The 13,149-nt window shown below is 50.6% G+C and carries 12 protein-coding genes and 5 pseudogenes; 11 read left to right on the top strand and 6 right to left on the bottom strand.

Annotated elements, in window-relative coordinates:
• Positions 1-266 precede the first annotated feature (266 nt).
• Both METMK1DRAFT_RS16025 and METMK1DRAFT_RS02245 read left to right on the top strand, forming a co-directional pair.
• Positions 267-1,248: pseudogene (locus tag METMK1DRAFT_RS16025) on the top strand (transposase).
• Positions 1,249-1,369: 121 nt separating this feature from the next.
• Complete coding sequence (locus tag METMK1DRAFT_RS02245) at positions 1,370-1,621, top strand: hypothetical protein (protein ID WP_009070372.1); 252 nt, start codon at positions 1,370-1,372, stop codon at positions 1,619-1,621.
• Between the two features lie 128 nt (positions 1,622-1,749).
• On the opposite strand, the gene METMK1DRAFT_RS02250 is transcribed toward METMK1DRAFT_RS02245, so the two are convergent.
• On the bottom strand, positions 1,750-1,938 hold the full coding sequence (locus METMK1DRAFT_RS02250) for a hypothetical protein (RefSeq protein ID WP_009070374.1): 189 nt from the start codon (positions 1,936-1,938) through the stop codon (positions 1,750-1,752).
• Between the two features lie 178 nt (positions 1,939-2,116).
• Between METMK1DRAFT_RS02250 and METMK1DRAFT_RS02255 the strand changes: the two genes are divergently transcribed.
• The gene (locus METMK1DRAFT_RS02255; protein WP_009070375.1) at positions 2,117-3,787 is read left to right on the top strand and encodes an AMP-binding protein; all 1,671 of its coding nucleotides are present in this window, start codon (positions 2,117-2,119) and stop codon (positions 3,785-3,787) included.
• Positions 3,788-4,058: 271 nt separating this feature from the next.
• Here METMK1DRAFT_RS02255 and METMK1DRAFT_RS02260 read toward each other — a convergent pair whose 3' ends face one another.
• Complete coding sequence (locus METMK1DRAFT_RS02260; protein ID WP_009070376.1) at positions 4,059-4,619, bottom strand: acetate uptake transporter; 561 nt, start codon at positions 4,617-4,619, stop codon at positions 4,059-4,061.
• Positions 4,620-4,876: 257 nt separating this feature from the next.
• Here METMK1DRAFT_RS02260 and METMK1DRAFT_RS02265 point away from each other — a divergent pair, with 257 nt between their 5' ends.
• The 5 genes and pseudogenes from METMK1DRAFT_RS02265 (at position 4,877) to METMK1DRAFT_RS02280 (ending at position 7,126) form a co-directional block, all read left to right on the top strand.
• On the top strand, positions 4,877-5,254 hold the full coding sequence (locus tag METMK1DRAFT_RS02265; protein ID WP_009070377.1) for a CBS domain-containing protein: 378 nt from the start codon (positions 4,877-4,879) through the stop codon (positions 5,252-5,254).
• Positions 5,255-5,401: 147 nt separating this feature from the next.
• A complete protein-coding gene (locus METMK1DRAFT_RS18075; protein ID WP_009070378.1) occupies positions 5,402-5,587 on the top strand; it encodes a hypothetical protein in 186 nt (61 codons plus the stop codon).
• Positions 5,588-6,016: 429 nt separating this feature from the next.
• Positions 6,017-6,298: pseudogene (locus METMK1DRAFT_RS17180) on the top strand (IS1/IS1595 family N-terminal zinc-binding domain-containing protein); the annotation flags it as partial.
• Between the two features lie 6 nt (positions 6,299-6,304).
• Positions 6,305-6,640: pseudogene (locus tag METMK1DRAFT_RS16030) on the top strand (transposase); the annotation flags it as partial.
• A gap of 138 nt (positions 6,641-6,778) precedes the next feature.
• Positions 6,779-7,126 carry a YbjQ family protein gene (locus tag METMK1DRAFT_RS02280; RefSeq protein ID WP_009070380.1) on the top strand — a complete coding sequence of 116 codons (348 nt, stop codon included), beginning with the start codon at positions 6,779-6,781 and terminating at the stop codon, positions 7,124-7,126.
• A 12-nt stretch (positions 7,127-7,138) separates the two neighbouring features.
• Here the strand turns inward: METMK1DRAFT_RS02280 and METMK1DRAFT_RS18755 are convergent.
• Together METMK1DRAFT_RS18755 and METMK1DRAFT_RS02290 are read right to left on the bottom strand one after the other, a co-directional pair.
• Positions 7,139-7,653, bottom strand: a pseudogene (locus METMK1DRAFT_RS18755) (RNA-guided endonuclease TnpB family protein); the annotation flags it as partial.
• Between the two features lie 43 nt (positions 7,654-7,696).
• Positions 7,697-8,258, bottom strand: a pseudogene (locus METMK1DRAFT_RS02290) (IS607 family transposase).
• 267 nt (positions 8,259-8,525) lie between these two features.
• On the opposite strand from METMK1DRAFT_RS02290, the gene hypF reads away from it, so the two are divergent.
• Positions 8,526-10,739 carry a carbamoyltransferase HypF gene (gene hypF, locus METMK1DRAFT_RS02295; protein WP_245544527.1) on the top strand — a complete coding sequence of 738 codons (2,214 nt, stop codon included), beginning with the start codon at positions 8,526-8,528 and terminating at the stop codon, positions 10,737-10,739.
• A 22-nt stretch (positions 10,740-10,761) separates the two neighbouring features.
• Positions 10,762-11,310, top strand: a complete 549-nt coding sequence (locus METMK1DRAFT_RS02300; RefSeq protein ID WP_009070387.1) for a hydrogenase maturation protease — start codon at positions 10,762-10,764, stop codon at positions 11,308-11,310.
• A 108-nt stretch (positions 11,311-11,418) separates the two neighbouring features.
• On the opposite strand, the gene METMK1DRAFT_RS02305 is transcribed toward METMK1DRAFT_RS02300, so the two are convergent.
• Together METMK1DRAFT_RS02305 and METMK1DRAFT_RS02310 are read right to left on the bottom strand one after the other, a co-directional pair.
• On the bottom strand, positions 11,419-11,652 hold the full coding sequence (locus METMK1DRAFT_RS02305) for a HypC/HybG/HupF family hydrogenase formation chaperone (protein WP_009070389.1): 234 nt from the start codon (positions 11,650-11,652) through the stop codon (positions 11,419-11,421).
• Entirely contained in the window at positions 11,645-11,875 is a 231-nt protein-coding gene (locus tag METMK1DRAFT_RS02310) for a HypC/HybG/HupF family hydrogenase formation chaperone (protein ID WP_009070391.1), read from the bottom strand. The genes METMK1DRAFT_RS02305 and METMK1DRAFT_RS02310 overlap by 8 nt, the downstream gene beginning before the upstream one ends.
• A 112-nt stretch (positions 11,876-11,987) precedes the next feature.
• Here METMK1DRAFT_RS02310 and METMK1DRAFT_RS02315 point away from each other — a divergent pair, with 112 nt between their 5' ends.
• A complete protein-coding gene (locus METMK1DRAFT_RS02315; protein WP_009070393.1) occupies positions 11,988-13,142 on the top strand; it encodes a nickel-dependent hydrogenase large subunit in 1,155 nt (384 codons plus the stop codon).
• The last annotated feature ends 7 nt before the right edge of the window (positions 13,143-13,149 follow it).

Below are 13,149 nucleotides of genomic sequence, written 5' to 3' on the forward strand. Positions count from 1 at the left end.
AAGGGATTCCCGCCCAGGTATAACGCTAGGCCAACTAGGGAATTACAGAGATAGGACGGAACGAACCAAAGGTCCAAAGTCACAGTCAAAGGTTTCGATCGATCCTAGTTTGTATTATTTCCTTCAAACAAAAATCAAACAAGAATACAGTCGCATAGGGCGATTCAGGGCTCCATTGCGATTTCTATTTGTTTCTATAGAATGAAAGTGACTTAATTGATCCTACATCAGTAACACTAAAAAGGGGACGAGCGCTAGGTCATACCATGAGATCTCTATCCAATCACGTGGTGACCTCGCTCGTCCCCGAGTTACTTGGGAAGGACGCGCTATTAAATGAAACGGTGGCTGAGATCGAGAGGAGGGCCCTGGAGGAGGCGGAGAGGACCTCCCCCAGGTACGCCAGGGGGAAGGAGGTGAGGAGGAGGGGTTACGCCGGGTACAGGTTCTTGAAGGGGTTCAGGGTCTCCCTCCTGGGGAGGAGGGTAGTGTACGGGCTGGAGTGGGTCACGGTGAGGTTGCCCGTGCTGTACAGGGGAGGGGAGAGGGTGAGGACGAGGGTGGAGGAGGAGTTGCTCAGGGAGGAGGGGCTGGTGCTCAGGTCCCTCCTCCTGCCCGTGTTGGGAGGGAACGCCAAGCTCTGGACCCAGGAGCTGGAGGTGAGGGGGGACTTCAAGTACGTGGTCGTGGACGGGAAGTACGTGAAGTTGAGGGGAGGGAGGAGGGGGGTCCTCTTAATCGCGTTGGGACTCACTGACCACTGTGTGAGGGCCGTGCTTGACGTGATCCTGACCAGGGAGGAGGACGTCGTGAGCTACTGGGACCTCCCGGTGAGGCTGTGGGGGAGGTACAACCTCACCCTGGTCGTAGCCGACGGGGTGAAGGCCCTAGACACGGCAATCTCCCGCTCCGGGATCAAGGTCGCGAGGCAGACCTGCCTGGTCCACCTCAAACGGAGGGTGGACAGGAGGGTTAGGGTCTTGCTGGACCTCCTCCTCTCCCTCGCCGAGTCCGTCCCCACCCGTGGCTCTCCCCTCCTACCTCCTCGCCCCCAGGGAGGCCCCTCCTCAGGTCAAACAACCTGGCCGAGTCCTTCAACTCCCTCCCGGAGAGTTCGGGAAGTGCCACTCCCCCTGGAGGATCGCCCGGGCCATAGCCCTCAACTACAACCTCTCGACCTGTTATCTCATCCTGATAATATTACAAGGACCCTTATTTCTTCGTGAAATGATCAAATATATTCAGTAATTCCTTCATTGAATAAGTCTAAACCGAGAGATATATTACAATTTGCAAAGGAGCCCTGAATCGCCCACTCTCAACCGGAGTATGGGTATTAACTATCATTGCTGGTTTAGTTGCAGCAATAATGTTCAGTAAAGGATATTTAAAAGCAACAGCCTCTTCATTTCTGGGCGGAGTGGCTTCCTCAGGATTATTCATTTTCTTAAATTACGTTACCTTAGGGGCCCCAATAGTTAAAATCGGCTATTACGCAGGGGAAGTTGCAGGTCTACCAGGATCCATCCTTTTAATCTTTTCAATCCTTCTAACGGGCCTTTATTGTATAATAGGCTCAGTTATAGGAACGTATACAGGAAAGCTCATACATGGCAGTTAAGTTACACGTAGCCCTTCTCAAAAATTTCTGTACATACTTGAGATTTTCAGTCATATATTGATTCATGTGTTTATAACTGTACATCCGTATGTATCAATGTCAATCTTGAGAATAACGGGGTTTAGTGTTTACCCGTGGCGTAACTTACCTTCTTTAATTACTTCTAATTCCGCCACGGGCACCCCTCTTAAGGGATCATATACGGTCACCCTTAACTCATTGGGGCTGGTCGAGGGAAACTTCAATACCCTCCCATCCACACTTTTATCACTCCCCAAACCTCGTGAGCAGTGCCCGTCATCAGTTAGGGGGATCATCAATAAAAACTACTTCGGTAATACTATATAAACACAACTTGTCAAAACGATATTTAGAAGTGATTAAAATTAACGAGTAGTTACGTAGAAGCGTTACAGTCTTAATTCGGTTCTAGGATTAAGGTAGGTCGTTCATCCTTAAGTAACGTTTATTAATTGCCTCACTATCAAACACTTCGTGGATTACACCACGGCCTATCAGACGGCACTCAACGACCCCGAGAAGTACTGGGGTCCGTTCGCCGAGTCCCTCTCCTGGTTCAGGAGTTGGGACCACGTTTTGACTGGAGACAAGTGGTTCGTGAACGGTACCACCAACATAGCCTACAACGTGCTCAGGCACGAGGGCACCGCCCTCATCTGGTACGGTGAGGGGGAGAGGAGGGAACTCACCTACGCCCAATTGAGGGCGTTGACTGAGGAGATAGTCTCACGGCTTAAGGAGAGGGGAGTCTCCAAGGGAGACAGGGTCTCGGTCTACATGCCCAACCTCCCGGAGACCATAGCAACCCTGCTGGCCTGTGCCAAGATGGGGGTGATATACTCAGTCGTCTTCGCGGGTCTAGGAGAGGAGGCGGTGAAGTCCAGGATAACTGATCTATCTCCTAAGTTGGTGGTGACCACCCAGTACACTGTCAGGAGGGGGAGGAAGATCCCTCTCCTGGGAGGAGACCTATTCTTGCCCAGGGGGATGGAACCTGGATCTAGGGAGGAGACGCCTTCGGAACCCATTGAGGCGAACTCCCCTCTCAAGGTGATGTATACCTCTGGAACTACGGGAAAGCCCAAGGGGATCGTCCTCCCCCACGGCTCCTGGATGGTGGGCCATTACGTGGTCTTCGACATCCTGTTCTCCCTGAGGCCTGGGGACAAGGTCTTCACCACCGCGGACGTGGGGTGGATCACATTCTCAAGGATAATGTACGGCACCCTCCTCCACGGGGGCACCTTAATTTTCATGGAAGGAGCACCAGACTATCCCAGGGACAGGGTGGCCAGGATAGTGGAGGAGGAGAGGCCGAAGGTCTTCTTCACCTCCCCCACCCTACTTAGGCTTCTCCGTTCCATGGGGGTGAGACCTCCCAGGGTGGAGTACTTGGCCACCGCCGGTGAGATAATGGATGAGCCATCCTGGGACTTCGCTGAGACATTTGCGGACAAGGTGACCGACGTCTACGGACAGTCTGAGACAGGTTACGTGGTGGGCGTTCCCTTCTCCTTGGGTGTGGAGCCGAGGAAGGGGTTCGCCGGGGTACCCTTTCCAGGGGCAGTCCTGGACACGGTGGACGATCAGGGGAGATCGGTAAGGGGAGAACCGGGCTACCTGCTACTCAAGTCACCCTTCCCCACGAAGTTCGTGGGGGTGTGGAGAAACGAAGAGAAGTACAGGGAGTACTCCAAGAGGTTCAACTACCACGACACTGGGGACGTGGCTGTGATACAGGACTGGTACGTTAAGATAGTGGGGAGAAGTGATGACATGATAAAGGTGGCAGGTCACAGGATAACTAGCGGGGAGGTGGAGGCTGTGGTAGGCACAATACCTGGAGTTAAGGACGTCTCAGCCGTGGGAGTTCCAGACTCGGTAAAGGGGGAGAAGCTCGTTATCTTCGTCGTGGGGGAAGTGGACGAGGAACTCATAAAGGATACCGTGAGGGAGAAGCTCGGCCCGATATACGTCGTCGACAAAGTGATAAAGGTGCCGAGGATGCCCAAGTCTAGGAGCGGAAAGGTGGTGAGAAGGATCTTGAGGGACCTCACGGTGGGGAAAGAAGTCGACCCGACCATACTGGAGGACCCTGAAGTTGTGGTAGAGCTCAAGGACGCCCTGAGGAAGGGTGGAAACTGAGGGACAACTAGGGTAGCAGTTATTTGACTCTCCCTTAACTGACGTCCTGTTATCGAGAGAAATCTTATGACCACTCGGGATTGATTAGAGTTACGCCACGGGTAAACACTTATCCGTCAGAGGTCATTCTAGCTGACCCGTCACTTTAGCTCTATATACTAGGGGACGTCGCACAACATGAACCTGTGTCCCTCTACGGAGTCGGGGAGCAGGATTTTCCGAAAAGAGAATTAAAAAAGGATCCCTTGCTCCTTCTTTTAAATGTTCTGCCTCACGACATGGGAGCCTTTCCTAGGGGTGCCTTAGCCCCCAGGGCTTCGGCCACCACGCTCGCCAACCCTGTGTACCAGGCAGCAATGGCGGTAAGTATTCCCACGTAACCTCCAGCGTGGAAGAGACCGACGTTGCCTGTCATGGCACCTATGCCCAACAGGAAGAAGGTTATCCACAGGAGGAGGAACGTCATGAAGAGGCCCATGTTGGACTTGAAGGTCCCGAACCACATCACCAACGTGAATATCCCGAACACCACCAGGACGTAACCTATGGCTGTAGCCGACACTGTGCCGAAGACTCCTATGGACGTGAGGAAGAACCACTCCCAGAAGGCACCATACGTGAAGAACGCCACGTAGCCGAAGGTATTTCCTGCCCTCCACTCCAATACGGCAGCGAGGAGTTGTGCTAGTCCGCCGTAAAATGCGGCGAGACCCAACACGACTCCACTACCGCTGCTCAAGAGGCCCGCATTGAAGGTGCTGAGAACGAGGGTCGTAAGGGCGAAGCCGGACAGACCTAGGGGAGCTGGATTAGCTCTCTTCTGTTCCGTCATTATAGATCTAATTTTTTTGGTATGTTATTAATATTAAGCTTTACTGCAAAGTTAATCACGATGAATCTTCCCTGAGTGTACCCCAGGGGGCTTTAGTGACTGGAGAATCCTCTCTTTCATGTTCTATAAACACTTTTCTTACATAGAGATTATTCTTATATATATAAATCTCGAAGGTTGCCAGATCCAAATCAACGTTTATTTTTTCCGTAAATAAGTTGGGAAACAGCTTAAATAATGAAAATGAATTAATATATATGGAATCATCAACAACTCACTTGAGGATCAGGAGGCCCCTCATAGTTACCTCCGACGTAGACGTGCGGGAGTTGCTCAAGAGGATGGAGGAGGAGGGTAAGGGGATAGCTGTGGTCATGGAGGATAGAAGGCCCGTGGGGATCGTAACAAGACGAGCTCTCGAGAGGGCATTATCGAGAGGTTTGAAGGGCGAGGTTAAGAAGATAATGAACGAACTCATCATCACCATCACCGGCGAGGAAGACCTGTTGGATCTACTCACTACCATGATAAAGAACAAATTGGAGTGCTTCGTGGTGATGAGGCGAGGTAAGTTGATCGGTGTGGTGACGGTGGACGACTTGTTCTACTCCATTCAGAAAAGGACATACTCCTAGGGAGACAAACGAGTGCAGAACTAAATTTGCTTTCGCCTTGACTTCGTAGAGACTGTAACTCTTTTACGAAACTGCTAGTCATTTTAACTCTCTAAAGGTCGTTTTGATTAAGTTATGTTCATGTAGTATTACCCAAGAATTCTCTCGATGATCTCCCAACTGATGACGGGCACTGCTCACGAGGGTGGGAGTGATAAGATCGTGGATGGGAGGGTATTGAAGTTTCCCTCGACTAGCCCCAATGACTTGAGGGTGAGCGTGTATGATCCCTTAAGAGGGGGTGCCCGTGGTGGAATTAGAAGTATTAAAGAAGGTAAGTTACGCCACGGGTAAACACTCGCTCCAGGACGACTGTAATTTAGAGGATGTCGTAAACTAGAGGATGTTTGAGGTTAGAAATTAGAAGTTTATCTCGAGATTAAAAATAGAGCTGAACCTTCTACTTTTGCAATATCGAAATACTAATTCCCAGAATCGAGTCAGTTAATACTTATAATCGTAGTCTTCATTGTCTAAGACTCTTGTACTAGATTAAAACAAATGTAACGAAGTACAAGGTAATGAACCCTGGATATAACTGAAAACTAAATACCTCAAAGATCATCAATGTGAAAATTTCATCCTTTATCTTAATGGGGGTTAAGGGAGGAAGACCCCCACCGTGGGGATGAATAGCCCCTTGTAGAAAGGCTTTATATTTATAAAGAGTGTGGAAATAATGTAGTCATTAACCTATTTATATTTGTATAATGATTATTACTTATGGGTAGGAAGGCTGTAGTTAGGTAAGTCGTTTCTTGTCCCTCTTGTAGTTCCCATCATGTTGTTAAGTGTGGTAGACCTTTGGGTAGGCAGAGATATTTGTGTAGGGATTGCGGTAAGTACTTCTTGGGTGACGCTAATTACCATCACCATTCCAAGAAGTTGAGGGAGGAGGCTTCAAAAATGTATGCTAATGGTATGAGTATGAGGGCCATATCCAGGGTGCTTAATGTACCTCTAGGTACTGTGTTCACTTGGATTAAACGTTATGGTGGGCAGAAGTAGGAGTATGGGGATAAGGCTTATGACGCTAATGAGGTTTACAAGACTGGGGTTGAGGTTGTTGTCCCACCTAGGAAGAACGCTTCTACTAGGCGTGGTCATCCTGCCAGGCTGTAATGGAGTTCAAGAAACTGGGTTATGATCGTTGGAGGGAGGAGAAGGGTTATGGAGTTAGATGGAGGATTGAGTCCTTGTTCTCTGCTGTGAAGCGTACTTTTGGGGAATCCGTTAGGACCACAAGTTTTGCATGTAAAGTGGTTGAAGGCCAAGTTCTGGGCTTACGCGTGGATGGCCCACTTGGCTAATTCTGTAGTTGATAGGGCTCCGGGTATTAGGGTGTGAGCTTGAAAATAACTTTGAAAAAATAATACTTACTGAAAAATTCTCATCATATCATGTCATACTTATGAAATAAATTGAAGAGATCAACAAAACATTACTCTTAATAAAGTTTAAATCTACGTCCTCTTTAATTATCTCATGAGCTTTAAAGAAGGTGACGTTCTAGTTACTAACGGCGAACAATTACCTGGATATAAAATTGTTGAAATAAAAGGTTTAGTAGTAGGAATAACTGTAAGGTCTAGAGGTTTAGGCAAAAACATAATTGCATCTTTGCGTAGCCTTGTAGGAGGAGAAATTAAAGAATACGTAGAATTAGCAGAGCAAGCCAGGTTACAAGCTATAGAGAGAATGGTAAATAACGCAAAAGCCTTAGGAGCAAATGCAGTGGTGAATGTTAGGTTCGACTCTAATGAGCTGTCAGAGGCGATGGACGAAATTATAGCTTACGGAACTGCAGTTGTGGTAAAGAAAGATAGTATGTAGTAAAAGTAGGTGAGGTAATCTGTAACGGAATGGTAGGTGAACCTTATCCTCCTTTATCACGGGCTCACCCAGTTCTAACCCTTTGACCCGTGGAGAGAACCAGGTGTGGGACCAGGAGAGGGTCAAGTACTGGTGAGGTTTAACAGTTATCCTCACGTTCTCACCATCAACCTTCCTCAGAGTAGACTTAACCCTTACGTAAACCTTCTTCAATCTAGGTTTCCTCAGTGAAGCTCGTCCTTTTTCAGCCCTCCTCCAACCTTTCAACACGGAGTAAGTGTCGCTTATTGCCTTGTCAGCGTAGTGTGAGGTTAGGACGTTGACCTCCTCCAGTTCGTCCCTCAACGTCCTGTAAACCCCTTCTTCTCGGGGTGGGTTATCTTGACCTTCGTGATGACTTTCTTACCCCTCTTCACTTCCCTCCTCTCAACCTTCGTCTTTTCCCACAACCAGTCTAAAGCCCTCTGCAGTAGGACTCTGTAGTTCTCTAATAATACTCTGCTCTCCTCCTTCTTGTTGTTCTTCATGGAGTAAGTTAGGTAGACGTATTCCTCCTCTGGTTGAAACGATTTAAGCCTTAATTTCCTCGACGCACTTCCTCACCTTCTCGTACTTGTGACTCCCCATTCCTTGCAATTTCTCGCTGAACGAGACCAAGATCGAGATCAGATCCTCTATCAACTCTTGTTCCGGAGTTTTGTCCTCCCTGTTCAACACCACGAGCTCACAGCTGTGCGCTTTGCACACTTCCTCAAGTATCTCGAAGCCGAACCTAACAAGTCTGTCGGGATATGCAATGACTTTTGACACCTCGTTATTTAATATCATCCTCAGTTGAGGAACCCCTTCCTCTTCACGTTCAACGAAGATCCCACGTCTTTTATCACCTTCGTATTCCTTAACGTTCTCCTCAAGGTATTTAACTTGCAGCAGTTATGGGATTTCTCGTTAGGTGTAGCCTTGAAGTCTAGGCAAAGTCTAATAACTGCTGTACTTGGTTTATCAAGTCGTCCTTTTGTGTATTTGATACCCTAGCATAAAGTATCACTTTCCTCCTTCTAACAATCCCCATCAACTTCTCTACGTACTCCTCCCTGAACCTCCACTTCCCGCTCTGTAGTACTGGTTTTATCTATCCCTTCTTTACGTATTCTCTAAGTGTTGCATAGGATATTCCTAAGCGTTGGTGGACTTCCTTAGGTCTCAACATAATATAAGAGTTTATGACGAAATAATATAAATTTCACGTTTTGTCTGAAACTGTTGGCTATGGCTCCCCAGGGAAGACCTATCGTAATTTGAGAGAGGAGGGCCTCATATTCCCAGATCTGAGGATGCTGAGCTCCATAAGTTAATATCCCCCTAAAGCTAAAGATAGGTAGTGCAAACGTTACGAATAGTGGTTTCGGGTTTAGTTCAGGGAGTGGGATTCAGGCCCTTCATATACAGGATCGCCACTGAAAGTAACGTCAAGGGTTTCGTTAGGAACATGGGAGGAAGTGAGGTGGAGATAGTCATCCAGGGTGGAAAGAGAGAAATCTCCACGTTCTTCTCGCTATTTTACTTGAAGCTCCCCGCTCCAGCCAGGATAGAGTCCTTGAGGGTGGAGGGATTAGAGGAGTGTAAATTCGGAGAGTTCAGGATTATGCCCAGTTCTCTGGACAGGAGGGAGCCCAGCCAGATCCCCCCGGATTTCACAGTCTGCGACGACTGCCTGAGGGAGGTCTTAGACCAGAGAAACAGGAGGTACAGATATCCCTTCAACAGTTGCGCCTACTGCGGACCTAGGTTCTCCATGATCATGGCAATCCCCTACGATAGGGAAAATACCTCGATGCGTGATTTCCCCCTCTGTGAGCACTGTAGTGGGGAGTACTCAAACCCCACGGACGAGAGGAGGTTTGACGCCCAGGGGATAAGTTGTCCCATCTGTGGTCCGAGGCTCTTCCTGGAGGACCTCTCAGGGGAGAGGGTGGAGGGAGATCCCATACTTCAGACAGCCAAGTTACTTTCGGAGGGCCACATTGTAGCGGTGAAGGGTGTGGGGGGTTATCACATAGCAGTCAACCCCTTCAATGACGACCTCGTGAAGGAGCTCAGGAGGAGGAAGAACAGGCCCGAGAAACCCTTCGCCGTCATGTCGATCTCTACCTCTGTCGTATCCAGGTATGCTTACCTGTCCAGGGAGGAGGTGGAGGCTCTGGAGTCTCCCGAGAGGCCCATAGTCCTCCTCAGGAAGAGGGAGGAGAGTCAGCTGTCCAAGTACATTTCCCCAGGACTTGACAGGGAGGGATTCTTCCTTTATTACACCCCCCTCCACTACCTGATATTAAGGGAAGTTGAGGGGAACTCACTGATCATGACCAGCGGGAACAAACACGGATACCCCATGTGCATCGACGAGAAGTGCGTCAGGGAGAAACTCAAGGGGATCGCGGACTACGTCCTCTACCATAACAGACAGATAGTCAACAGGGTGGATGACAGCGTGATGAAGTTCACGGGGTCGAGGAGACACTTGCTGAGGAGGGGAAGGGGATTCGCACCGCTTTGGATAAGACTGAGGAGGATTGGATTGCCGGGCCTGGCGATCGGGGCCGAGTTGGGGAACGCAGGGGGAGTCCTACTAGGCGACAAGGCCATCCTAACGCAGTACGTGGGCGACACGGACAGGGTGGACAACCTGGTCCAGTTGGAGAGATCCCTCGACTTCCTCCTGAGAACCTACGGGGTCGCTCCCAAAGTCGTGATAACAGATAAGAATCCGGCTTACCAGAGCAGGAGGTTGGCCAGAAAGTACGCTGAGAGATTCTCGGCCCAACTAGTCGAGGTTCAACATCACTTCGCCCACGCCTTGAGCGTCAGTGCAGAGAGGGGCGTGGAGGAGGGGATCGCCATAACCATAGACGGCGTGGGGTACGGCGACGATGGGAACGCGTGGGGAGGAGAGATCCTCAGGTTCAGGGGGGCAGACTACAGCAGGGAGTTCCACCTCAGATACATACCTTACCCAGGAGGGGACGTTAACGCGCTTAAACCTAGGAGGATGCTGGCTAACTTCCTGGGCACTTTCATGGACTGGGAGGAGGCAGGAAAGGTCGCGGGAATTCCGCCCGAGGAGGTAGTTGTGCTTTCTAACCTCAACAGGAGACCTGGACTCCTCACCTCCAGCACGGGCAGGTTTTTGGATGCCGTGTCCGCTTACCTCGGGGTGTGCCACAGGAGGACGTATGAGGGCGAACCAGCCATCAAACTGGAGGCTGCAGCTAAGGGTGGTAAGGTGTTGGACTTGGATTTGCCGGTGAGGGGTAGAGAGATAGATACGGTGGAGGCGTTCAAGTGGCTAGTCTCGCATGACCCACCGTTAGCTGATGCAGCCGCGACTGTCCTGTACAGGCTCGGGGAGGCCCTAGTCAAGGCTGCCCTGAGGCTGAACCCCGACGTGATCCTGGTCTCCGGCGGTGCGGCTGTCAATGAGTACATCCTCAAGGGGATGGAGGACAACTCCCAGGGGATCAGAGTGGTAACACCAAGTAAAGTTCCGGCAGGAGATGGGGGAATAGCCCTGGGACAGCTAAACTTCTCTACGTTGGCTAATCTGGAAGGGTTATAAGGTTGAACCTTTAATTTCACCCATGAGGGTTCTCGTTTTAGGGGTAGGTAACGTCTTCATGGGAGATGACGGCTGCGGTGTAGCTGTGGCACAGTCCCTTGAGGGACAGGTGGAGGGGGGAGACGTTAGGGACTTAGGGACCGGAGGGTTACCTGCGGTAGACTTCATGAGTAACTACGATTTGGTGGTGATAGTTGACGCAGCTGAAGTCGACGACGTTAAGGTCATAGAGGTGGGCGACAAGGCTGGGGAGGACGAGATAGCAGAGACCGTGTTGTCCATGGCCGTTGGGGGTTCACACGGGTTGGGGGTAATGGATCTCATCAACCTGGTCAGGGTCGGAGGCGACGTCCCAAAAATCGTAATAGTGGGGTGCAGGCCTGAGAGGTTAGAGGTAGGAATCGGTCTCTCCAGGGAAATGGTGGGAAGGTGCGTTAAGGCAATCGAGGTGATATCTGAGCTACTCTCCAAGTATAACGTCCAGGTGAACGTTGACGGGGCGAAGAGTAGGTTACTCCATAACGAACTTGCTAGGACTCACGATGTTAACGAACGCTCAGGAACACGGTAGAAAAGATCGCCCAGCACTTGTGGGAATTTCCCTTAAATATGGCCCTCCAACAGAGGCGAAATTTAATAATTGCTGATCACGTTCTCCTCCTGTAACGAAGAACCTTTGTCATAGGTCCCTGAGGTTCTCGATTATCTCCCTCAGGTTCCCCTCCACCTCCTCTCTCGAGACGACCCTAATCGCGTAACCTGCGTGAACTAGGACCAGGTCCCCTTCCTTGGCCTCCACAAGTCCCAGCTCTACCTCCCTCACTATCCCTCCGAAGTCCACCATCGCCCCAGACCCTCTCACCTCGATTACCTTCCCCAAATGGGCCATATCGTAGGGATCGTATTCAGACATCCTGGAGCGCCCTCATCAATTCCTGCTGATATCTCAACATCTCAGCGTACTCCTCCTCCGTTATCTTCTCCATTATCATCCCGTAACTCACTACCACTGGATCTCCCTCCTTCACATCGTCAAATCCGTTCACTATGACAGGCTCTATGGCACCGTTACCGTAATCCACGAAGGCGATCTGCCCCTCTACTGAGACCACCCTTGCGGGGAAACTCAGGCACATCACTACTATCTTGAAATTGCCCAATAAAAACTTGAGTCCCTCAGGGGACGTTGAGGTGCCCTACAGCCCATGACTACTTATTTTCTCGGGATGAAATTGGATCAGGATAGAGTTGACTCCCCTCGACATAGAGACCATAGAGTTAAGGGTGGAAATAGAGAAGAACGTAGTGACCAAGGTAACGTCGTCAGGGAATAGGCTCAGAGGTTACGAGAGGGCCTTCGTTGGGAAAGACCCCATCGAACTCTTGAGGATCATACCGAGGGTGTTGTCCACTTGCTCCCAATCCCACGTCCTCGCCTACGCTGAGGCCGTGGCGGAACCCGGAAATTGGGAGGAGGCCTCAAGGATCATGGCTATCCTCGAGATCGTTGAGAGCCACATGAAGCACCCCTACGCCTACTGGTTCCCCTACCTTGGGGGAGAGGAGTACAGTTTCCCCTCTGGGATTAAGTTCAGGAGGATAAACGAGGCGACCAGGAAAGTCAGGACGTTAATGGAGAAGGTGGGAGGGAAGTGGCCCTCGGTGGGACACCTGAGCCCTGGTGCGGGGGTCAGGTTCCGACTTCAGGACCTCATCGATGTGATCAAGGTTTTTCAGGAGCAGACCATAGGCATGGACCTGGATTCCTTCTTAGAGCTCTCCGACCTGGAGGAGTTGAGGGGCGATTCGGCCCTCCTAAACAAGGTCGAACCGTGGAGGGCAGGGTTGAAAAGGTACTTAGTGATAGGTTTCCCCTTCCGGGGGGACTTCTCCCCGCACCTGATCACTGACGAGGGTAATACCGTCACTTACTCCGGGCAAACCGTGGAAGTGGGACCTCTGGCACAGGCACTCTCGGTGGACCCCCTGATCAGGAAGCTCCACCACATGTGGGGACCCTCACCCCTGTTGAGGGAACTCTCCAGGCTCAGGATAGTCGCCTTTCTCCTCAGGGAATTGAGGGACGTGGATCTGGTATCGGAGGGGGTCAAGATCAGGGGCGGTGGGGTAGGGGGAGTCGAGTCCATAAGGGGTTCCCTCATACACATCGTGGACCTGGGAGAGAAGGTAAGGGACTACAGGATAGTCCAACCCACGACCTTCAATGCCTCACCTGGAGGGGCACTGGAGAAGGCAGTTCAGGGGATACCTGTCAATGACCCCAGGTCTCCCTGGGAGATATCTCTGGCAGTGAGCTCACTGGACTCATGCTTTGTGACTCAGGTGGAGGTGTTCAACGAGGGTAAGTTTGTGCTCTCTAAGAGGATAGGAGGGTTCTGTTGAACTCATC

This window comes from Metallosphaera yellowstonensis MK1 (assembly GCF_000243315.1).
GTDB lineage: Archaea > Thermoproteota > Thermoprotei_A > Sulfolobales > Sulfolobaceae > Metallosphaera > Metallosphaera yellowstonensis.